The sequence below is a fragment of the Citrobacter sp. CK198 genome (assembly GCF_030333295.1).
GTDB lineage: Bacteria > Pseudomonadota > Gammaproteobacteria > Enterobacterales > Enterobacteriaceae > Citrobacter_B > Citrobacter_B koseri.
Window position 1 is genome coordinate 43,694 of record NZ_JAOWGE010000037.1, and the last position, 22,677, is coordinate 66,370.

20 protein-coding genes are annotated in these 22,677 nt (G+C 55.0%); 5 read left to right on the forward strand and 15 right to left on the reverse strand.

From position 1 onward, the window contains the following. Positions 1-7 precede the first annotated feature (7 nt). Complete coding sequence (gene hcr / locus OGY62_RS22940; RefSeq protein WP_024130488.1) at positions 8-976, forward strand: NADH oxidoreductase; 969 nt, start codon at positions 8-10, stop codon at positions 974-976. 89 nt (positions 977-1,065) lie between these two features. Here the strand turns inward: hcr and OGY62_RS22945 are convergent, their stop codons facing one another. Beyond that, positions 1,066-1,500, reverse strand: coding sequence for a DoxX family protein (locus OGY62_RS22945; protein WP_024130489.1), 435 nt, complete (start codon positions 1,498-1,500; stop codon positions 1,066-1,068). Between the two features lie 153 nt (positions 1,501-1,653). Between OGY62_RS22945 and poxB the strand changes: the two genes are divergently transcribed. The 4 genes from poxB to OGY62_RS22965 all read left to right on the forward strand — a co-directional run bounded on the left by poxB (position 1,654) and on the right by OGY62_RS22965 (position 6,965). Continuing rightward, positions 1,654-3,372 carry a ubiquinone-dependent pyruvate dehydrogenase gene (gene poxB / locus OGY62_RS22950; protein WP_047457834.1) on the forward strand — a complete coding sequence of 573 codons (1,719 nt, stop codon included), beginning with the start codon at positions 1,654-1,656 and terminating at the stop codon, positions 3,370-3,372. A 38-nt stretch (positions 3,373-3,410) separates the two neighbouring features. Then, complete coding sequence (gene ltaE / locus OGY62_RS22955) at positions 3,411-4,412, forward strand: low-specificity L-threonine aldolase (RefSeq protein WP_024130490.1); 1,002 nt, start codon at positions 3,411-3,413, stop codon at positions 4,410-4,412. Between the two features lie 10 nt (positions 4,413-4,422). Beyond that, entirely contained in the window at positions 4,423-5,853 is a 1,431-nt protein-coding gene (locus tag OGY62_RS22960) for an SDR family oxidoreductase (protein WP_198448308.1), read from the forward strand. Positions 5,854-5,951: 98 nt separating this feature from the next. Next, complete coding sequence (locus OGY62_RS22965) at positions 5,952-6,965, forward strand: 3-beta-hydroxysteroid dehydrogenase (protein ID WP_012133064.1); 1,014 nt, start codon at positions 5,952-5,954, stop codon at positions 6,963-6,965. Between the two features lie 150 nt (positions 6,966-7,115). On the opposite strand, the gene OGY62_RS22970 is transcribed toward OGY62_RS22965, so the two are convergent. From OGY62_RS22970 to gspD, 14 genes are all read right to left on the reverse strand, one after another. Continuing rightward, positions 7,116-8,936 carry a glycoside hydrolase family 19 protein gene (locus OGY62_RS22970; protein WP_198448309.1) on the reverse strand — a complete coding sequence of 607 codons (1,821 nt, stop codon included), beginning with the start codon at positions 8,934-8,936 and terminating at the stop codon, positions 7,116-7,118. A 145-nt stretch (positions 8,937-9,081) separates the two neighbouring features. Next, positions 9,082-9,525, reverse strand: coding sequence for a type III secretion system invasion protein IagB (gene iagB / locus OGY62_RS22975; RefSeq protein WP_198448310.1), 444 nt, complete (start codon positions 9,523-9,525; stop codon positions 9,082-9,084). A gap of 133 nt (positions 9,526-9,658) precedes the next feature. After that, a complete protein-coding gene (locus OGY62_RS22980; protein WP_286460661.1) occupies positions 9,659-12,367 on the reverse strand; it encodes a glycosyl hydrolase family 18 protein in 2,709 nt (902 codons plus the stop codon). A gap of 264 nt (positions 12,368-12,631) precedes the next feature. Continuing rightward, positions 12,632-13,429 (reverse strand): prepilin peptidase, encoded by a 798-nt coding sequence (locus OGY62_RS22985; protein ID WP_286460662.1) that lies wholly within the window; start codon positions 13,427-13,429, stop codon positions 12,632-12,634. After that, positions 13,426-13,911 (reverse strand): type II secretion system protein M, encoded by a 486-nt coding sequence (locus OGY62_RS22990; RefSeq protein WP_112002318.1) that lies wholly within the window; start codon positions 13,909-13,911, stop codon positions 13,426-13,428. Before OGY62_RS22990 ends, OGY62_RS22985 begins: the two co-directional genes overlap by 4 nt. Beyond that, positions 13,908-15,053, reverse strand: coding sequence for a type II secretion system protein GspL (gene gspL / locus OGY62_RS22995; protein ID WP_286460665.1), 1,146 nt, complete (start codon positions 15,051-15,053; stop codon positions 13,908-13,910). Before gspL ends, OGY62_RS22990 begins: the two co-directional genes overlap by 4 nt. A 15-nt stretch (positions 15,054-15,068) precedes the next feature. Next, the gene (gene gspK, locus OGY62_RS23000) at positions 15,069-16,085 is read right to left on the reverse strand and encodes a type II secretion system minor pseudopilin GspK (RefSeq protein ID WP_286460669.1); all 1,017 of its coding nucleotides are present in this window, start codon (positions 16,083-16,085) and stop codon (positions 15,069-15,071) included. Then, entirely contained in the window at positions 16,082-16,747 is a 666-nt protein-coding gene (gene gspJ / locus OGY62_RS23005) for a type II secretion system minor pseudopilin GspJ (protein WP_286460673.1), read from the reverse strand. The genes gspK and gspJ overlap by 4 nt, the downstream gene beginning before the upstream one ends. Beyond that, positions 16,744-17,124: a type II secretion system minor pseudopilin GspI gene (gene gspI / locus OGY62_RS23010; RefSeq protein WP_115614910.1), complete on the reverse strand. Its 381-nt coding sequence runs from the start codon at positions 17,122-17,124 to the stop codon at positions 16,744-16,746. Before gspI ends, gspJ begins: the two co-directional genes overlap by 4 nt. Then, complete coding sequence (gene gspH, locus OGY62_RS23015; RefSeq protein WP_012133074.1) at positions 17,117-17,602, reverse strand: type II secretion system minor pseudopilin GspH; 486 nt, start codon at positions 17,600-17,602, stop codon at positions 17,117-17,119. Before gspH ends, gspI begins: the two co-directional genes overlap by 8 nt. Next, positions 17,602-18,051, reverse strand: coding sequence for a type II secretion system major pseudopilin GspG (gspG, locus tag OGY62_RS23020; protein WP_012133075.1), 450 nt, complete (start codon positions 18,049-18,051; stop codon positions 17,602-17,604). The genes gspH and gspG overlap by 1 nt, the downstream gene beginning before the upstream one ends. 2 nt (positions 18,052-18,053) lie before the next feature. After that, positions 18,054-19,262 (reverse strand): type II secretion system inner membrane protein GspF, encoded by a 1,209-nt coding sequence (gene gspF, locus OGY62_RS23025; protein ID WP_153258337.1) that lies wholly within the window; start codon positions 19,260-19,262, stop codon positions 18,054-18,056. After that, the gene (gspE, locus tag OGY62_RS23030) at positions 19,262-20,740 is read right to left on the reverse strand and encodes a type II secretion system ATPase GspE (RefSeq protein WP_012133077.1); all 1,479 of its coding nucleotides are present in this window, start codon (positions 20,738-20,740) and stop codon (positions 19,262-19,264) included. The genes gspF and gspE overlap by 1 nt, the downstream gene beginning before the upstream one ends. A gap of 14 nt (positions 20,741-20,754) precedes the next feature. Then, positions 20,755-22,677 carry a type II secretion system secretin GspD gene (gene gspD, locus OGY62_RS23035; RefSeq protein ID WP_286460679.1) on the reverse strand — a complete coding sequence of 641 codons (1,923 nt, stop codon included), beginning with the start codon at positions 22,675-22,677 and terminating at the stop codon, positions 20,755-20,757.

Here is a 22,677-nt window from a genome sequence, read left to right on the forward strand (position 1 = left end):
TTTTAGAATGACGATGCCAACCACTCAGTGTCCGTGGCGGATGCAGGTACATCACATCCATCAGGAAACCCCGGATGTGTGGACTCTCTCATTACTGTGTCACGATCACTATCCGTACCGTGCCGGTCAGTATGCACTGGTCAGCGTTCGCAACTCTGCGGATACGCTGCGGGCCTACACCATTTCGTCCACGCCGGGCGTGAGCGAGTACATTACGCTGACGATCCGTCGCATTGATGAAGGCGCAGGTTCACAGTGGTTAACCCGCGAGGTGAAACGCGGCGACTATATCTGGCTGTCCGATGCGATGGGCGACTTTATCTGTGAAGACAAAGCCGAAGACAAGTTCCTGATGCTGGCGGCCGGTTGCGGCGTCACGCCAATTATGTCGATGCGTCGCTGGCTGGCAAAATACCGCCCGCAGGCAGATGTGCAGGTGATCTTCAACGTGCGTTCGCCGCAGGATGTGATTTTCGCTGAGGAATGGCGTCAGTACCCGGTCACGCTGGTGGCGGAGAACAATGCGACCCACGGTTTCGTGGCGGGTCGCCTGACCACTGAATTACTGAAAAACGTGCCGGACCTGGCATCGCGCACCGTCATGACCTGCGGCCCGGCGCCGTATATGGACATGGTTGAGCAGGAAGTGAAAGCGCTCGGCGTAACGCGCTTCTTTAAAGAGAAGTTCTTTACACCAGTTGCCGAAGCGGCAACGGAGGGTCTGAAGTTCACCAAACTGCAACCGGCGCAGGAGTTTTACGCGCCTGTCGGCACCACGCTGCTGGACGCGCTGGAAAGCAATAAAGTTCCGGTAACCGTGGCATGTCGTGCTGGCGTGTGCGGCTGCTGCAAAACCAAAGTGGTTTCCGGTGAATATACGGTCAGCAGCACCATGACGCTGACCGATGCGGAAATCGCCGACGGTTATGTGCTGGCCTGCTCCTGCCATCCGCAGGGCGATTTAGTTCTGGCATAAGCTCTCATTGCCGGATGACGCTTCGCTTACCCGGCCTGCCATTTTTCGGCAGGCCGAGTAAGGCATTTACGCCGCCATCCGGCAATTCTTTACCGCCAGGCCGAATTCCCCGCAACAGAGAACCGCCCCGCCCCCAGAAACGCCACCGCCAGCGCGCCAATAAAGAAATAAACTAAACTTTCTATCGCCCATGCGCCGACGGCATCCAGTTGCCAGGTTTTCCCGGTGCCGACCATTAACCACGCCACCACCATCGTCAATGCCAGCACCAGCGCGGCAGGACGCGTAAGAATACCCAGTACAATCAGGCAAGGCGCAATCACCTCGCCCACCAGCACGCCATAGGCGATAAACCCAGGCAATCCTTTTGCAATCAGCATATTGCTAATGCCATCAATACCGTCGAACAGTTTATGCAGGCCGTGAAACAGCATCAGCCCCCCTACCGCGAGGCGTAACAGAAACTTGCCAAAATCTTCATGCGTCAGCATACGGTTCACTGCATTTAATAACGTTGTAACCATCTGAATTTACTCCTGGTTCCGGCTGGTTTGCCATTAAATTACGCGTTCTGTCGGTTGAAATATAGCTGCTGAAAATAAGGGGTGATGACAAAGCGTAACGATTATCTTCATCTAAACTTGTAACCGGTATCACATTACAGGAGATGGAAAACCATGAAACAAACCGTTGCCGCTTACATTGCAAAAACACTTGAACAGGCTGGCGTGAAACGTATCTGGGGCGTGACGGGCGACTCCCTGAACGGCCTGAGCGACAGCCTGAACCGGATGGGGACGATTGACTGGATGTCGACGCGCCATGAAGAGGTCGCCGCCTTTGCCGCTGGCGCGGAAGCGCAACTCACCGGTGAACTGGCAGTGTGCGCGGGTTCATGCGGGCCTGGCAACCTGCATTTGATTAACGGTCTGTTCGATTGCCACCGTAATCACGTCCCGGTTCTGGCTATCGCCGCCCACATTCCTTCTAGCGAAATCGGCAGCGGCTACTTTCAGGAGACCCACCCACAAGAGCTGTTTCGCGAATGCAGCCACTATTGCGAGCTGGTTTCCACCCCGGAGCAGATCCCGCAGGTACTGGCGATCGCCATGCGCAAAGCGGTGCTTAACCGTGGCGTCTCCGTCGTGGTGCTGCCGGGCGACGTTGCGCTGAAACCGGCGCCGGAAAGCGCCAGCACCCACTGGTATCATGCCCCGCTGCCGGTCGTGACCCCGGCCGAAGAAGAGCTGAAAAAACTGGCACAGCTATTACGTTACTCCAGCAATATCGCCCTGATGTGCGGCAGCGGCTGCGCGGGCGCGCATAAAGAGCTGGTGGAATTTGCCGCCAAAATTAAAGCGCCAATTGTTCATGCGCTGCGCGGCAAAGAGCATGTAGAGTACGACAACCCTTACGATGTGGGCATGACGGGATTGATCGGCTTCTCATCCGGTTTCCATACGATGATGAATGCTGACACCCTGATCCTGCTCGGCACCCAGTTTCCCTATCGCGCCTTTTACCCGACCGACGCCAAAATCATTCAAATCGATATCAACCCGGCAAGCATTGGCGCGCACAGTAAAGTCGATATGGCGCTGGTCGGCGATATTCGCTCCACGCTCGCAGCGTTATTGCCGATGCTGGAAGAAAAAACCGATCGTAAATTCCTTGATAAAGCGCTGGAGCACTATCGCGACGCGCGCAAAGGGCTGGATGATTTAGCCAAACCGAGCGAGAAAGCGATTCACCCGCAATATCTGGCGCAGCAGATCAGCCGTTTCGCCGCAGATGACGCCATCTTTACCTGCGACGTCGGCACGCCGACCGTATGGGCGGCGCGTTATCTGAAAATGAATGGTAAGCGCCGTCTGCTGGGATCGTTTAACCACGGTTCAATGGCCAATGCCATGCCGCAGGCGTTAGGCGCCCAGGCCACCGAACCGGGCCGTCAGGTGATCGCCATGTGCGGCGACGGGGGATTCAGTATGCTAATGGGCGATTTCCTCTCTGTCGTACAGATGAAGCTGCCGGTAAAAATTGTTGTTTTCAACAACAGCGTGCTGGGCTTTGTGGCAATGGAGATGAAAGCGGGCGGCTACCTCACCGACGGCACCGAGCTGCACGACACGAACTTCGCCCGCATTGCTGAAGCCTGCGGCATTACAGGGCTTCGCGTTGAAAAAGCCGCCGACGTCGACGAGGCGCTGCAACGCGCGCTGTCTATCGACGGTCCGGTACTGGTCGATGTGGTCGTGGCGAAAGAAGAACTGGCCATTCCGCCGCAAATCAAACTGGAGCAGGCCAAAGGGTTTAGCCTGTATATGCTACGCGCGATCATCAGCGGGCGCGGTGATGAAGTGATCGAACTGGCGAAAACCAACTGGCTAAGGTAAAACAATGCACATCGCCTTTTAAACTATAGGGATGTGCAATGATCGATTTACGTAGTGATACCGTTACCCGGCCGAGTCGTGCCATGCTCGAAGAGATGATGGCCGCCCCGGTCGGGGACGACGTGTACGGAGATGACCCAACCGTCAACGCCCTCCAGCAATACGCCGCTGAGCTTTCTGGCAAAGACGCGGCGATTTTTTTACCCACCGGCACTCAGGCTAACCTGGTCGCTCTGCTCAGCCACTGTGAACGCGGCGAAGAGTATATCGCCGGTCAGGGCGCGCATAACTATCTGTACGAGGCAGGCGGCGCGGCGGTGCTGGGCAGCATTCAACCGCAGCCCATTGATGCCGCCGCAGACGGTACGTTGCCGCTGGATAAGGTCGCCGCGAAGATCAAGGCGGATGATATCCATTTTGCCCGCACTCGCTTACTCAGTCTGGAAAACACCCACAACGGTAAAGTGCTGCCGCGCGAATATTTAAAACAGGCGTGGGAATTTACCCGCGAGCGCGGTCTGGCGTTGCACGTTGACGGCGCACGTATTTTTAACGCGGTCGTCGCCTACGGCTGCGAACTGAAAGACATTACTCAATACTGCGATTCATTCACCATTTGCCTGTCAAAAGGTCTGGGGACGCCGGTAGGCTCACTGTTAGTCGGCAACCAGGACTACATTAAGCGCGCCATCCGCTGGCGCAAAATGACCGGCGGCGGTATGCGTCAGGCGGGTATTCTGGCGGCTGCCGGGCTGTACGCGTTGAAGAATAACGTCGCACGTTTACAGGACGATCACGACAACGCGGCCTGGATGGCGGAGCAACTGCGTGAAGCCGGCGCGGATGTTATGCGTCACGACACTAATATGCTGTTTGTCCGCGTTGGTGAAGAGAACGCGGCGGCGCTGGGCGAATACATGAAGGCACATGACGTGCTGATCAACGCGTCGCCGATCGTGCGTCTGGTGACGCATCTGGACGTATCGCGTGAACAGCTTGCTGAAGTCGCCGCCCACTGGCGCGCCTTTTTAACCCGCTAAGGAGACGGACGTGCCGCAACGTATTTTGGTTCTTGGCGCCAGTGGTTACATTGGTCAACATCTGGTGCGGGCGCTCAGCGCGCAAGGGCATCAGATTCTGGCGGCGGCACGTCGCATCGAACGGCTAGAAAAACAGCAACTGGCTAACGTCAGTTGTCATAAAGTCGATCTCAACTGGCCGGATAATCTGCCCGCGCTGCTCCGCGAAGTCGACACCGTCTATTATCTGGTGCATGGCATGGGCGAAGGCGGCGATTTTATTGCCCATGAGCGCCAGGTTGCGATGAACGTGCGCGATGCGCTGCGTGAAGTACCGGTCAAACAGCTCATATTCCTCAGTTCGTTGCAGGCGCCGAAACATGAGCAGTCTGACCATTTGCGCGCCCGGCAGTTAACTGCGGAGACGCTACGCGAATCCGGCGTGCCGGTGACTGAACTGCGCGCCGGCATTATCGTCGGCGCAGGTTCAGCCGCCTTCGAAGTGATGCGCGATATGGTCTACAACCTGCCAGTGCTGACGCCGCCTCGCTGGGTGCGCTCCCGAACCACGCCCATCGCGCTGGAAAATTTGCTGCACTATCTGGTGGCGTTGCTGGATCACCCTGCCTGCAAGCACCGGGTTCTCGAAGCCGCCGGGCCGCAGGTCTTAAGCTATCAGGAGCAGTTCAAGCACTTTATGGCCGTCAGCGGCAAACATCGCCTGCTGATCCCCATCCCTTTTCCGACCCGCTGGATTTCAGTCTGGTTTTTAAATGTCATTACGTCCGTTCCGCCGACCACGGCAAAAGCGCTGATCCAGGGGCTGAAACATGACCTGCTGGCCGATGATACCGAACTGCGGACGTTGGTCCCCCAGACGCTCATCTCCTTTGACGATGCCGTGCGTCGCACGCTGAAGGAGGAAGAAAAACTGGTCAACTCCAGCGACTGGGGATACGACGCCCAGGCGTTTGCCCGCTGGCGACCAGAGTATGGCTATTTTGCCAAACAGGCCGGATTCACGGTTAAAACCTCCGCCAGCCGGAAAGCCCTGTGGCAGGTGATCAACCGTCTCGGCGGCAAAGAAGGCTATTTCTTTGGCAATATTCTCTGGAAGACGCGTGCGGCAATGGATCTGCTGGTGGGGCATCGACTGGCAAAAGGCCGACCTGAACACGCGCTTCTTCAGACCGGCGACACGGTGGACAGCTGGAAAGTCATCATTGTCGAGCCGGAAAAGCAGCTGACCTTACTGTTTGGCATGAAAGCGCCGGGCCTTGGCCGTCTGAGCTTTACCCTTGAAGATAAAGGCGATCACCGGCAAATTGACGTGCGCGCCTGGTGGCACCCGCACGGGATGCCCGGCCTTTTCTACTGGCTGCTGATGATCCCGGCGCATCTCTTTATTTTCCGGGGCATGGCAAAGCGAATCGCCCGGCTTGCAGAACAAATCACAGATTAATCATAAAAACATACTGTATTCTTTCATGTTTCCCATTGCATACCGACGTAATTCACGGAAGAATGCGCACGAAGTTCTATTAACCACAGTGGATTGATATGAAGGTACTGGTTACCGGCGCCACCAGCGGCTTAGGTCGAAACGCGGTTGAGTTTTTGCGCAATAAAGGCATCAGCGTCAGAGCTACCGGTCGCAATGAAGCGATGGGCAAGCTGCTGCAAAAAATGGGGGCGGAATTTGTCCATGCGGATTTGACCGAGCTGGTCTCTTCGCAGGCAAAAGTGATGCTCGCAGGCATTGATACGCTGTGGCACTGCTCCAGTTTCACCTCGCCGTGGGGAACCCAGGAAGCCTTCGATCTGGCGAACGTCCGCGCCACCCGACGCCTCGGCGAATGGGCCGTCGCCTGGGGCGTACGTAACTTTATTCATATCTCCTCTCCGTCACTCTATTTTGATTATCACCACCATCGCGATATCAAAGAGGATTTTCGTCCGCACCGCTTCGCCAACGAATTTGCACGCAGCAAAGCGGCCGGTGAAGAGGTGATTAACCTGCTGGCGCAGGCCAACCCGCAGACGCGTTTTACCGTCCTGCGCCCGCAAAGTCTGTTTGGCCCACACGATAAAGTCTTTATTCCGCGTCTGGCGCATATGATGCACCACTACGGCAGCGTTCTGTTGCCGCACGGCGGCAGCGCGTTGGTGGATATGACTTATTATGAAAATGCCGTCCATGCGATGTGGCTGGCAAGCCAGGAAAGCAGTGACAAGCTGCCTTCTGGTCGGGTCTATAACATCACAAACGGTGAACACCGGACGCTGCGCAGCATTGTGCAGAAGCTGATTGATGAATTAAACATTGATTGCCGAATCCGTTCGGTTCCGTATCCGATGCTGGATATGATCGCCCGCAGCATGGAGCGTTTCGGCAATAAATCGGCGAAAGAGCCGACGCTGACGCACTACGGCGTTTCCAAGCTGAATTTCGATTTTACGCTGGACACCACGCGCGCCCAGGAAGAACTGGGCTATCAGCCCATCGTCACGCTGGATGAAGGCATTGAGCGTACCGCCGCCTGGCTGCGCGATCACGGCAAGCTACCGCGCTGACCGGCGCACAGTGAACACAAAAAACGGCAACCATCAGGTTGCCGTCAGATTGTTGTTGTACCGGATGGCACAATAGATACGACTCACCCGCCACAGGCCCGATAAGCCTTCGCCATCGGGCATTTCAGGCGTTATCGTTTTATATTGTCATTACAGCGCGCTCCACGCGTCAGACCATGCCAGACCCGCGCCGGGTTCATAATAGGCTGGCGCCGTATTACACCAGCCGCTATACGGGAATGGTTTGCACTGGAACAGCTTACCGTGGTTATTCACGATATCGCCCGCATTGTACTTACTGTTCGCGCTCCATGCCGGATACGAACCCGAAGCGCCGTCGTCCTGAGATGGCGTTGCCGCTTTCGCTTTCACGTTGAGCAGATAAGAGGTGGTGCTGCTCAATTCACCATCACTGACGGTCAGGCTCACCTCGTACTGCTGAGCGGTCGCCGCTTCCGGCGCGGCGAAGGTTACGACCGCTTTGTCTTCGCCAGACACGGTCTGACCATCCTGAGCACGCCAGGTGTAGGTCAGTTTGTTGCCGTCTTCGTCAGTCGACCCCTCCGCGCTCAAAGAGACCTGCGCCCCCGCATCTACCGCGCCAATCGGCCCTGCGATATGGGCTACCGGCGCACGGTTAACGGTGGTCGGCTCTGCTGGCGTTTCATCCGGCGCAGGTGCAGGTGCAGGCGTATCATCAGCCGGTGTTGGCGTTACGGGCTCTTCATCCGGTTTAGTCGAAGAACCGTCATCATTAATGATGTTCACATTGTAGAAATGCTGTACACATTTCGTGTAATCCCCCTCTTTAAACGCGCTGAATGGCGTCTGATAACCCACCAGTTGGCAGGCATAGGTTTTGCCGTCCGGCGTATCCGAGCTCCATCCCCAATCTTGTTCCCAGTAGATCTTCAATGCGCCCGCGCCGCCTTCATCGAACTGCTTCATGTTGGCGCAGCCCAGCACTTCATCTGCCGGAACCGGTACTTTCAGGTAGTTAGCGAACTCTTTGTAGTATTTGATACGGTTCTGCGACTGCGCGATTTCCGTCGGGCCGCCGCATTCAACGCCGCCGTTGATAATCTGGGTGGTGACGCCAAAGCCGGGCACCAGACCGTTAGCCTTATCATGCGCGTTCGGCTGCCAGGTGCCATCGATGACCTGCAACATGCTAGGTTTCGGCGGCTGCGGGTAGGCGAAGAAGAAAATAGCGCTCGCCAGGTTCAGCCAGGTATCGGCAACCAGTTCCGGTTTATCCAGCAGCGTGCGAACGTCGCCATACATCGCTTCGGAGAACGGCCCGTAGTTGTAGTTATAGGACAACTGTTTCGCACCGCGGCCAAAGTAACTCAGGAATTCACCATCTTTGTCTTTGCCGCACGGCCAGGTTTGCCCCTGCCAGACGCTCGGGTTACATTCGCCGTTATAGCCGCCTTTCTGCCCTTCGCTCCAGCCCATTTCACGCACATACACCAGCGCCTGACGCCATTCGGCCTCTGGACGCCAGCTCTCATGGCCGCCGGTTTCCTGCGCAAAGTGGGCGAACATCGTAGCCAGCTCTTTGCGGCAAATCGCATCACTGTCGCGACCATCGTTATAGGTCTTACACAGCGCCGGAAATTTGCCGACTGCTTTCAGGAAATTGCTGTAGGTATATTCTTTAGCACGCAGCGGGAAAAGATATTCCCAGTCGCTGGCTTTGATGATTCCCTCAACGCGTTTGACGTTTTCCGGGTTGGCGGCGCGACCGGGTTCAATGAGTTCTACCTGGGCATTATCCAGCGTCTGGATCGTCTCTTTCACCGAAGCCATCAACGGGAAATTTGTCAGCTCCTGCTCCTTTTTCGCCAGATCGCTGGCTTTTATGGTGTAAGGCTCACTGCTGCTGGCCTGCAATGTATTTGCTTGCGCCATAAACGGCACCGCACAGGCACCCGCAATGAGTACACTCAATAATGTCCTTTTGCTCATTTCAATTTTTCCTTTATGTACAATAGTGATTAATTCAAATTCTGCGTTGTCCATTAACAACACGAATAAACAAACGTCAGAACCTGGGGTTTTACTTTTCGAAGAACACCAGCAGGAATTCTTCAAAAAATAAAAGCGGCTGGATTTATTTATATTGCGTGGTCATTTTTATACGCTGGTATGTTTCCCAGACTTTATGCGCGTAAATCATGCGCTGCGGGTAATTCTCTTTTTTAACCCCGGCGTTATATGCGCCTACCGCCTCCCAGTTATAACCATATACTTTGATCATATCGGATAAGATCGACGCGCCGACCATAATAGATGTACAGGGTTCCAGCATCAGTCGATACTCATCAATGCCACGGCGTTTCAGCGCTGAAAAATGCGAGCTATTTATTTGCATCAACCCGACATCCTTCGTTCCGTCATGATTTCGTCCTACCGCATAGGGATTCATGCCAGACTCGACTTGCGCAATGGCAAATAATAAATACGGGTCAACATGATAATAATTTGCGGCTCTGTCCCAGCAGTTGGCAAACGCGCTTTGACTTAACATCAATAACAACAAAATTAAACGTTTCATATTTTCATCCGGTTGTCGGGGTGATCTGCTCCTTGTTCGTTATGCACATTATTTTTTAGAGATGGCCGCCCCCAGACAGGGGCGGCTACCCTTCGCGAATAGATAACGTATCCGCATTATTAAGGTAAGAGGATTATTGACAGTCTGCGGCGGCGCCTTCTTTCACCCACACGTCGCTGTTGCCGGGTTTATCACCCTGCGTCCACCATTTGGCGCGGTATACAGACCCCTGATAGGTGGTAGTCTCACCGCCGTTGTAAACCACATCGGAACGCCAGTTGAATTTAACCTGACTGACAAGTTCCCACGCGTCCACGCCGAAGCCTGGCTGATTGCCCTGCGTCCAGTACTTCGCTTTCCACACCAGGTGATCGAAACTGACGGTATCGCCATTGTTGTAGATTTTGCTGGCGTCCCATGCCGCGTAGTGGCTGGCATTGGCATCAACCGGGCTGTCGCAACCGCCGGTTGCCGCGCCTTCATCAGACGGCGTCGTCCCCTCATCGGATGGCGTGGTGCCTTCATCAGACGGTGTCGTCCCTTCGTCGGACGGCACCGGCGCTGCTTTTGGCGTAACGTTAATCTGCACGTTGGACTGCACGCTGGTTTTACCATCGCTGACCACGACGCTGACGGTGTAAGTCGAGGCAGAGCTCACTTCCGGCGCGGTGATGGTCACGCTGGAGGTGTCCGTCCCCGTCGCGTTCATGTCGCCCGGCACGCTCCAGGCGTAGGTCAACGCGTCGCCATCAGGATCGGCAGCCTGCGCATTCAGCGTGTAGGTTGCGCCTGCTTCAAGCGACACCGTTTCCAGCGGATTCACAACCGGAGCCTGGTTCGCTTTTGGCGCTTTGTTCACAACCTGAACGTCAATGGCGTTACTCAGACCTTTCGCATCGGTAACGGTCAGACGGAACGCCAGATTCTGATTGCTGGAGACGGCGGCGACGTTAAAGCTCGCTTTCGCGCTGGTGCTCTTGTTCAGCGTTACGGACGGACCGGAGATCTGCGTCCACTTATAGGTGATCGCATCGCCATCCGGGTCGGTAGAGGCAGAACCGTCCAGCGTGACCGTCGCCGGGCCGGTTACGACCTGGTCAACTGCGGTCGCGACTGGCGCATGGTTGGTCACAACCGGCTCAACCGGTGTAGAACCCCCACCCAGCAAGCTTTCGTTCATCGCGTTCAGAATGTCGCCGTTATCAGAGTCGATAGACCAGGAGAACAGGCCGCCGAGGTTGTTAGCCAGAACGTATTTACCTTTCGCCGCCGCAGAACGGGCGTCTTCATAGGTAATCAGGTCGCCGGTGGATTTATTGAAAATATACGGCGCTTCCGCCGCAGCGTCGTAACGGTATTCCCAGCCTGGTTTGCCTTTGTATTCGTTAACAATCTGACGATAATCAACCACGCCCGGCTCCCAGGTGCCTTTCACCGGGCCGGTAGCCGTACCGGTAAACGGATTGTCGCCGGTATAGCCATGCACGCCAGTCCAGCCGCGGCCATACATCCCCGCGCCCACCACGATCTTGCCTGGCTGCACGCCCTGCGCCAGCAACGCATTGACGCCATTTTCCGTGGTGTATTTGGTGTCCGGTTTCCACTCTGCGCCGTGCAGCGCCGCCTGGTGCCCCAGATCGGTGTTGCTCCAGCCGCCGTAGAAGTCGTAGCTCATCAGGAAGATGTGATCCATATACTGCTGCGCCTGGGCGTAGTCCACGTCTTCAATTTTGTCCTGACCGGAACCGATAGCGGAGGTCAACTCGTAAGTCCGACCGGTTTCGGCAGACAGTTCGTTAAGCATGGTGCGCAGATCGTGCATCAGTGCCGTGTAGGTCGCTTTATCCTGCTGCGGGTTGCCCAGCGTTTCATTCTGACCGCCGCCGCCCGGGAATTCCCAGTCAATATCTACGCCGTCGAAGAATTTCCAGGTCTTCAGGAAATCCTTAATAGAAGCAACAAATCGCGCGCGAATCGCGCTGTCATGCATCTGGAAGAACGGATCGGAAAGCGTCCATCCCCCAACCGATGGCAGGATTTTCAGATCCGGGTGCGCTTTTTTCAGCGCCATCAATTGACCGAAGTTGCCTTTATACGGGTCATCCCAGTTAGAGACGCCAGCCTGCGGTTTTTGCAGCGCCGCCCACGGATCGTGGATCGCCACGGTATAGTCCTGTCGGCCATTACAGGCGCGTTTCAGCGCTTCAAAACTGTTGCCGCCTTCGATGGATTTCAGGCTGTCATTGATGCCGTCGCCGCCGCAAATGGGAATAAAACCGTACAGGATATGGTTCAGGTTAGCCGCCGGGATTTTATCTACCGGGAAATTACGGCCATACACGCCCCATTCCGGGAAGTACGCGCCCACCACTTTATCGGTATGCTGAGCAAACGTTTTATTGTTTTCCTTCATGGTGGTATTCAGCGGCAGCAGATGGCTACCGTCGGTATCCGCCACAATAATCAGCTTGCTGGCGCTTTTCGTACACCCGCTGGTATTACATAACTCAACCTGCTCCTGATAACGACCGCCTTTTTTGACTTTGAAGGTCGCAGAACCGGCAGCGCTACCTGCGCCAGACCATACGGCCTTACCATCCAACAGCACTTTCGCGGAGGTCGGCGCATCGCCGCTCCAGACGTTCCATTCCACCTTGACGTCCACGCCATCGTTATGAACTTTCACCAGGTTGTTATAATCCTGCGCAGCCTGATCCACTTCCACAATGGCGAATTTATCATTGCCGCTGGTAATAGACGGCGTACCCGGCGCAGCGGCAAAAACCGGACTTGTCGCTGCTGCCACAAAAAGTGCCAGATATTTAGGCTTCATAAATTTCATTATTAATTCCTGATAATTTTATTCGTGAATATTTAACAGCCATGCATTCCTTAGAGCATGGACGAATTGCAAACAGTAATTTATTTAAGACAACGGAAACCAACCCATTATAAAAATGAAATAATCTATTTCGCTTTACGCTCCTCCCTAAAATGGCATAAGCATTAATTCTATTAACTTATGCGACAATGATAATCTGGAAAATAAATAAGTTCCCTTTATTCCCTCGGCGAAAGAATTTAAAAAAACACTTGACCAACCGCGTCAGAATGTGAATTGCAATGTCTGGAAGATAAACATCGCCATTCCCGAAAAGGCCAGACAGGGACCAAAAGGAATTTGCCCCGATTTATTTACGCCAGAGTAAAAAAGTCCATACAGCACAATACCGCTTAATGCCGCAACCAGAATTAATAACGGTAACGCCTGCCAGCCGCACCACGCCCCCAGCGCCGCCAGTAGCTTAAAATCGCCCTGTCCAAGCCCTTCCCGCCCCGTCAGCAGGCGAAAACTCCAGTACACCAGCCACAGAATGAGATACCCCGCAACGGCGCCATATAACGCGCTCGCCAACGGCATCGTGTGGAAAACGCAATGCAGCAGCAGCCCAGCCCACAGCAGCGGCTGCGTGAGACAATCCGGCAACAGCATATATTTCGCATCAATCATCGTGAGCGGCAGCAGACCGCACCATAAAACCCACAGCGCGATCAGCGTGACAGAGGAAGGGAGCACCGCCGCCGTTGCCGCAAAAAAAAGCGCGCTGGCTGACTCTACCAACAGCAAGCGCAGGGGAATCACAGACTGGCAATGGCGGCAACGACCGCGCAGGCAGCACCAGCTCAGTAACGGAATATTTTCCCACCAGGCCAGTTGATGCCCGCAGTCCGCGCAGTGCGAGGCAGGAAAAAGTAAATTCCCCGCCCCTTCCTTTTCCATCACCATTGCGGGAACGCGCTCGCTGACTACGCCAAGAAAACTGCCGAGGATTCCGCCCAGACAGGCGCTCATTATGCAAAACCCAATCGGCCAGCTTTCCCGAAACAACATGATCGTATTCATGCGTTTTTATTCCAGCTCAGCGTAATATTGGCTTTCACGTCGCTTTGACGATCGACCGGCTGCAAATCCATTTTTTGCAACTGAACGCCGGACGTAACATTCACTTCACGTAGCCAGTTTTTCAGTTCATAAATATTGACCTGTTCAACAACAAAAGAGAGTGAGCGTTCATCCTGACGAATATCAGACAACGCGAGATGGATCTCTTTCGCGCTCTCTTCAATAACCGTTCGCGGGTTGTTCGTTTTTAAGACTTTCGCCTGTAAATGATTTTTATCGATTTCGTCCCGCATCCAGCGCAGCGTCTCTTTTTGCCGCATTAACGTGGACTGACTGTTTTGGATCATATGATCCAGCGGAATAATGCCGCCGTAATAAATTACCGCGCAGCACATCGCCGCCGCACATCGCGTAATAAGACCACGCTCGCGATCGCTGTAGTTTTGATAGCGCGCTTTTAATTGTGCAATTCGCTCTTTCATTTATATTTCCCCGTCACGATCGCCGTATAGGGTGACTGATTCGAAACCGGTTGTAACGCAAAGTCAAAATGGGGGCTGGCCTGCGTAACGAAATCCTGTAGCGCCTGCGCGTTCGGCGAGGCCGCGTTCAGCGTCAACACATTCTGCGCGTTGTCATATTCCACTTCATTTATCTCAATAGCAGGCACAGACTGTTTAACCTGTTCCAGCGCCTCCAGTTGCAGAAAAATACCTTTGCTCTGTTTTTTAATATTCTGACCAAAATGGAATTTGATATTGGTTTTCTGCCGCAGACTCGGGAAATAGTGTTGAGCGACCTGGGCAATCTCGGCCTGTACCTGATTTTCCTGCTGAACCAACATCCATGCCATTGCCACGCGCGGGCCAATCAGCAATCCCATCGACAGCAGCGCAGACACCGCCATTGCTGTCCTCAGATGTCGAAATCGCCCCACCTCTTTGCCGCAGGCGGCAAATGCGCCATGCAGCATATTGGCGCGACACGCTTTCCATTGCGGCTGAATCAATACCAGCGGATGCTGCCACGGCAGTTGTTCAGTGACATCGATACCCGCAGGCGTTTCGCCATAGCAGCGCACTTCGCCATCGCCGCCTTGCGCCAGCAACAGCGGCAGCAGCGTAGCATCCGCTTCGCAGGCGCCGAACGGCGGAAAGCGCAGCCACCAGCTTTCGTCACAGGAAACCAGTGTACTGCCGCCTTCGTTTACCGGCAGCAGAATGGCGTCCGGCAATACCTGAATCACCTTCAGTCCAGCCTCTTCGCACAGCGCAAGCCAGCGCTCAAGGCAGGTGGCGTCAATAGCTACGGCATCCACTTCCCGCCCTTTTTTCCGCAATACCGTCCAGTGCAGCGAGTCCACATCGCCGATCAGCGTCTCTTCCGCCAGCCATGAAAACGGTGTGGAGGCCGTTGATAACCCTTTTTTGGGCAGGGTAAAATGACGGAACACCATCTCACTGGCGGGCAACAGCAAACAAACGCGTGTCGCCAGGGGATTTACGGCAAGCGTTCTCAGCGCATCCCGACTTTCCAGCGTTGCCACCTGCTGGCTACCGGAGACGCACCACTCGATTTTCCCGTCCACGTTTTCATCGGGACGAATAAAAAGTACCTGTTTCATAGACTATGACTTTTCTTATTCAATCATTCGGTAACGGCGTTGCCAGGTTCTCACCTCGCCAGAGTCACGATCGACATGAATCTGGCTGACAACGCGCAGCGTTAAATCATCAGTATTACCGGTACTCTCGACCCGGAAATAGTGACTGTTCACCGCAACAAACGCCTGCATCTGCGCGAGGATCGCTTTGCTCTGCGGATAGTTTGTTTCGAGCGTTTTACTGAACGCGTCAACCGACGCCCACCCTTCTTCCGGGCGCAAGGCAATCAGCCGTGCTGCGTCATCCTCACTTAACGTCCCCGCAGACAGCGCAGACAACAGCGGCGCCTGCCCGGGCTTCAGGGTATTCACATCCACTTTGCTCTCCGTATCAGGCAGCGCGCACAGCACCCTGCTGGCGCGGGGATATGCCGCCACCGGAAAACCCGGCAACCGTTTTATCTCGCTGATGGTGCGCATCATCTGATTCGCAGGAAGGCGCTGCGGCGTCACACCCGCCCAGGCATCGCTTTCCAGAGCCTCTTTTGCGGTTGTGCTGTCAGCGTCCAGATAATCCACCAGTTGTTGATAAACCTCTTCCGCCGCTGCCGTACTGATGCCGCTGTCGATCAGCAACTGTTCAACGATCTGCTCTTTCACCGGCTTTGTCGGCTGCGCGGCGGCGCTATCCGCAGGAGGCGCAGGGTCAATGGCCAGCAGACTGTTCACGTTAAAGCAGGTCTGGGCGTCCTCAATCTGGCTCACGACGGTATAGTTCTCACCCTGAGTTTCCAGCGGTTCGTGCCACGCGCCTTCTGGCGATAATCCATTGCTCTCACCGCTGGCGTCGGTTTGCAGACGATCTTTTATCGCCGCAGCCTGGCCTTGCATCGCCCAGCGCAGCTGCTGCTGACTGACCTGATAGCGGGTTTTCTGCAAATTTCGGCAAAACTGCTGACCGATCTTTGCCGCCAGCGCTGACATCATCACCAGCAAAATCAACACCACCAGCAGCGCGACGCCGCGCTGTTTTTGCGCCGATTGCGTGTTCATTGCTGTTCTCCACCGCGTGCTGGCGGAACCGATGCCGTAACGTCAGCAGGCGTGGGTTGTGCAGCCTCAGCGCTTTCGTCTTTCTTTGCTCCCTGGATTTCCGGCATGTCTCCCGGCGTCATAAACACCCAGCGCCAGGTATCCCCGTTTTCCATCGTCAGCGTCAGTTCGGCGCCTTCCGGCTGATGGGCGGTTTCAACCCATGTCGTCTGCCAGCCCTGTCGCCAGAATCGCCACTTCATCGCTTTAACGTTGCTTAAAATCGGTACTTCTTCTGGACTCACGTCAGCCGGACTATCAATGTCAGGCCAGACATCACGCCACAGGCGATGCGCCTCCAGCCGCCAGCGCACGCGTTCCAGCTGAATTTGCCCACTGACGCCGCTTACCGTCGTCAGCTCAACGGCATGTTGATCCAGACGGAACACATCCGTTTCATTGCGCGGCGCGCGCGGCTGGAGCTGAGAGAAATCGCGCTCCAGCAGGTTACAGGCTCGCTGAAGCTGATTAAGCGTCGTCGCCGCAGTATCCGTTGCCGTGGTGGTGCGCATCGCACCGTCAAGGATTTGCCAGGCAAGGGTGCTGATCACGGCAAAAATCGTCAGCGCAATCATGATCTCCAGCAGCGTAAAACCTTGCTGGCGACGGAGTGGCGTATTCATTTGCGCTCCTTCGGCGGGACAACCCGCAGCGTGATGACCGGCTGGCTCTCTTCGCCTTCGGCATACACCTGGACTTCATCGGCAAACGCCTTGTCATCGGTTTTCACCCGCTGTTTGCGCCAGTTCCAGCTGCGTCCGCCCATCGTTTCACTGCCTTCTTCAGCGACATCGGGAAAAACGCTTTTTGCAAGCTGCGCTTGCGCGAGCTGGTTTTCCGCAATCCAACTGGCCTGTAGCGTATCGGCAAGACCGTGCGTAAAACGCACATTCAGCGAGACGGAATTCATCAACGCCAGCGCTGCGGTAGAAAAGATCACCAGCGCCACCATGACTTCCAACAGCGTCATGCCCTGTTCTTTCGCTTCCGGTTTAGTCATTGTTCTCTACCAAAACGGGTGAAGCGCCCTGCGACACCACGCGGAAATGGTGCTGTTTGTCATAGCTCTGCAACGTCAGCGTGAATCGGCTAATTTCCCCATCCGGTAAAAAGAGCACCTGCGGGTCGGCATCAGGCGTGGCCGCCAGACGCTGGGGAGCGAGCGAAACATGCATCTCTTCAGGAAACTGTCCGTGGGTGAAAATACGCCCGGCTGTCAGCGGCGCCCAATGACGCCCGCCGTTTTCCCCGGCCCACTTCACCAGCTGATATTCCGTTGGCGTCATCACCAGCCCGACTATATTTCCGTCCATCACTGCCCGATCAGAACCATATTCAACGAGGGATTGTAATTGCTGGCCTAATATATCTGCGCCGCTGCGTGAGGGTATTGTCGAAACCACCATCATGGCGCAGCTGGCAAAAATAACCAGCGCCAGAATAATTTCCAGCAATGTAAATCCACGTTGCTTATTCATTACTTATCTTTTTTATCTAAAGACCAGTTCGTTATATCATCGGCGGTATTCGCTTCACCATCCGGGCCGGAGGAGAAAACATCTACCGCGCCATGTTCGCCAGGGCTAACCAGAATGTAATCATTTCCCCACGGGTCCTGCGGCAGACGGCGAATATAACCGTCAGCACGATAGCCGTTGGGAATCGGCGCGATCTCCGGCTTCGTCACCAACGCCTGCAACCCCTGTTCGGTGGTTGGATAGCGATGGTTATCGAGCTTATACATATCCAGCGAGCCTTCCAGGGCGACAATATCGCTGGTCGCTTTTTGCGCGTCCGCTTTCTCTTTATTCCCCATCAGATTCGGCACCACCATGCTGGCCAGAACGCCAAGAATAACGATGACCACCATTAATTCGAGCAAAGTAAACCCGGCCTGACCTTTCAGGCTATTTTTTTTCACAGACATAATTAACCCACCATATTATTGAGCTGAAGAAGCGGTTGTAATATTGACAGTACGATAAATAAAACCACCGTCGCCATCGTCACCACCAGCGCCGGTTCAAATACCGACAGCGTTAATGTAATGCGATGTTGTAATGCCGACTCCTGGTTTTCGGCGGCGCGATCCATTAATGAACCGAGTTCGCCACTCTCTTCGCCAGAAGCAATCATATAAAGCATGGTTGGCGGAAATAATCTGGCCTGCTCCAGTGCGTTATATAATGACGCGCCCTGACGCACGGTATCCGCCGCCTGTTCCAGCACCTGACGCGCATACAGATTCTCAATACCGTCCATCGCGATATACATACCTTCCAGCAACGGCACGCTACTGGCCTGTAAAATGCTCAGGGTGCGGATGTAACGGGCGCTGTTTATTGCACAGACCAGTTTTTTCAGCGGCGAACGGTTCACCAGCCAGCGGTGATATGCAAAACGATGACGCTCTTTTTTAAGCCAGGCGTTGAAAGCGATAAACGATCCGACAAGGCCGCCGCCGATAACCATTCCATAAGCCTGCAAAAAATCGCTGACCGCAATCAGGGTACGGGTGGTGACGGGCAACTGCTGCTTCATATGCACAAACTGTTCGATGACCTGCGGCACCACCGCCACCAGCAGAATGGAGATAACCGCAATCGCCACCACCGTCAGGGTGATGGGATAGACCATCGCCTGCGACAGCTTGCTTTTCATTTTCTGTCGCTGTTCGTTGTATTCAGCCAGCTTTTCCAGCACGCCGCCGAGATGCCCGGTCTTTTCCCCTGCCATCACCAGCGTGCAATAGAGCTTGTCGAAAGTACGCGGAAACTGGCTGAAAGCGTCGAAAAGCGTGTGCCCTTCCACCACTTTATCGCGGATCTCACCGACCATCACCGCCAGCTTTTTGTCTTCCGTCTGCTTAGAAATCGCCTTCAGCGCACTCTCCAGCGGCAGTGCGGCATTAACCAACGTCGACAGCTGGCGGGTAAACATTGAGAGCACCGGTGTCGAAAGTTTTGCGCCTTTCTGAGCCCCCTTTCCGGCGGCGCGCTCGCGGGTGAGCGTAATGCTGATCGGTATCAGCTTCTGTTCGCGCAGCGTCTGGCGCACCTGCTTTGGGCCTTCAGCCTGCAAGGCGCCGCGCCGGGTTTTCCCGGCGGCATCCGTAGCCGTCCATGCGAACCAGGCCATTATTCGTCACCTCCGCGCTCGGCGGTAACACGCATCACTTCCTCCAGCGAAGTGACGCCGGAGATCACCTTCAACAAACCATTTTCCCGCAGGCTGTAGGCCTGCTTAAACAACTGAGTTTCAATCGACATTTCGTCTTTATCTTCATGAATAGCGCGGCGCATCGCGCTGTCCACCAGCAGAAACTCATGAATACCGGCGCGTCCCTGGTAACCGCTCTGGCGGCACTGTTCACACCCCACGGCGCGATAAATCACGTCGGGGGGGCTCTCCATAAAGCTGAACAGCGGTTTTTCATTATCATCCAGCGGACTGACGGCGCGGCAGTGAGGACACAGCCGACGAACCAGACGCTGGGCAATGACGCCAAGCAGCGATGAACCAATTAAAAACGACTCCAGCCCCATATCGCGCAACCGGGTAATCGCTCCCGCCGCGCTGTTGGTATGCAGCGTAGACATGACCAGATGGCCGGTAAGCGACGCCTGAACCGCAATCTGCGCGGTTTCGCCGTCACGAATTTCACCGATCATCACCACATCCGGGTCCTGACGGAGGATCGCGCGCAGGCCTCGGGCGAACGTCATATCCACTCGCGGGTTAACCTGCGTCTGCCCCACGCCTTCCAGTTCATATTCGATCGGATCTTCAACGGTAAGAATATTGCGTTCATGGCCGTTTAGCGCCGAGAGGATGGCGTAAAGCGTCGTGCTCTTACCGGACCCGGTCGGCCCGGTCACCAGGATAATCCCGTGCGGACGGCCAATCAGTCCTTTGAGCTGTTCCAGTTCTTCGTCGATCAGCCCCAGTTTATTGATATCCGGCTTCAGGTTGCTTTTATCCAGCAGACGCATGACCACCCGCTCGCCATACTGCGACGGAATGGTTGAGACACGCACATCCACCGCTTTACGCCCAATGCGCAGGGAGATACGACCGTCCTGCGGCAGGCGTTTTTCGGCGATATCCAGTTTAGACATCACCTTAATCCTCGATACCAGCAGCGGCGCCAGCTTACGCGCGGGCTGCAATACAGGACGCAGCACACCGTCAACGCGAAAACGGATACTCAGCGTGCGCTCAAAGGTTTCGATATGGATATCCGACGCGCCATCCTTCACCGCCTCGCCAAGAATGGCGTTAATCAGACGGATAACCGGCGAGTTTTCATCGTTATCCAGCAAATCCTCGTTATCGGGGATCTCCTCGGTTAACGCCATCAGATCGATATTGGCATCCATATCATCAACCAGCTGCTGCGAAACACCGCTATTCTGCTGCCAGATTTTAGCCAGCATCTCTTCAAACGCTTCTGGCGTTAATGTTACCGGCGTAAAGGCACGCCCCAGCACGCGACGCATCTCCAGCAGGGCAAACGCGGGCGCATCCTCACGGATATATACGTCGTTGTGATAAAGCAGCACACCGTTGTCTTTTGCGAAGCTGCTGCTGCACAAATTTTTGCTTAATTCATCCACGCGACACCCCCGGCTTACTCTTTAAACGGATTGCGCGACGCCGTGGCTGGCGCAGCAGTGCTGGTTTTTACGGGCGACGGGAACGCGGGCAGAATGGCGTTATCACCCGGCTCCAGGATGCCCATTTTTTTCTCCTCCATACGCTGCTGCTGGCGCGCGCGCACCTGGTCGTATTTCTCTTTCGACGCGGCGCTGTAGTTGTCGTCATCGCGCAGAACAGTGGTATGGATAAAGACCATCAGGTTTCGTTTGGTGGTATCCTGCGAGGTGTAGCGGAACAGTTGCCCCACCAGAGGAATATCGCCAAGCAGCGGCACTTTCGACACATTCTGTTTGGTGACATTTTCGATAAGCCCTCCCAGCACTACCGTCTGCCCGCTGTGAACCATCACTTCGTTATTGATCGTGCGGGTGTTAAAGGTGGGGCCTAAAGACGAATCCTCCGTCGAACTGGCGTCCACGCTGGAAACTTCCTGCTCGATCTTCATGTGGATCATGTCGCCATCATTAATCTGCGGCAGGATCTTCAACTTCGTCCCCACCGTCTTACGCTCAACGGTGTTAAAGACGTTGTCGCCCGTCGTCGTCTGCGAACCAGAAAGCACCGGCACATCCTGACCAACGTTAAACGATGCTTCTTTGTTATCCAGCGTCACCACGCTCGGCGTGGAGAGAATGTCGTTTTTGCCGTTGGTCGACAGCGCCGTCATCAGCGCGCCGAAATCGCCGTTAAAGAAACCTGTCGCCATACCGGTAAAATTCACGCCTTTTATCGTCCCGTTCTTAACCTGGCCGATCGGCAGACCGGTTGCGCCAAACTGTACGCCGCCGTGTTTACTCGTCCACTGCACGCCGAGATCGGTTCCGGCACCATCCTGCACTTCAGCGATAATGGCTTCCACCAGTACCTGGGGACGGCGAATGTCCAGCTTGTCGATCACCTTCTCAAGCGAGTTCATCACGTTCGGCTGCGCGGTGATCACCAGCGAGTTTGTCGACTCGTCGGCAGTAATATTCAGATCGGTCGCGGCAACCGGCGATTTACTTTTCGCCGTGCCCGGCTTGTCCTTCATCTGCTCCCCAATGCCCGTTAACACCGGCACCACTTTGACGGCATTAGCATATTTCAGGTAGAAGACGCGGGTATTCCCCTCGTTATTCTGCTCGCGATCAAGCTGCGCTATCAGCGTGCGGGTACGCGCCCGCGCTTCTTCACTGCCGCTAATGACCAGGCTATTCGTCTCCTCATCCGCCACCACTTTGGTCGCCAGTTGCGGTGCGTTCTGCCCTTTTTGTTCTTCGTTGTTGAGGTTATTCAACATATCCGAAAGTTCTTTCGCGGAGGCGTAGTGTAGCGGAACGATTTCGCGCCGCTGTACGCCGGAACGATCGACGCGCTGAACCAAATCGACCAGGCGGTTCACCACCGAGGCTTTACCGGTGAGCAGCAGGACGTTCGACGGCTCAAAGTGCACCACGTTGCCGATACCGGTCGCATCGTTCAGCTGGCGCAACAGCGGCGCCAGTTCGCGTACCGGCACATTTTCCATCCGCACGACGCGGGTAATAATTTCATCCCCTTTACCGGGATTTTTGCTGTCGGCAATCGGCGTTCCCGCGGTTCTCGCAACGGATGAACGAACCACTTTCACCATGCCGTTATCCATCGGAATCACGGAAAGTCCGTACAAATCCAGCACGCTGAGGAAAAACTGATAGTATTCATCTTCGGTCAGGACGTTATACGTCCGAACTGATACGGTTCCCTGTACCGACGGATCGACCAGAATCGTTTTATTGAGATTACGGCCAACCGTATCAATAAATTCACGAATATCAGTATTTTTAAAGCTGGCGCTAAAATTCGCCGCAAAGAGCGAACTGGAATATAACGCCAGAGTTGTCAGCGCCACGCACGCCCACGGAAATTTCTTCAT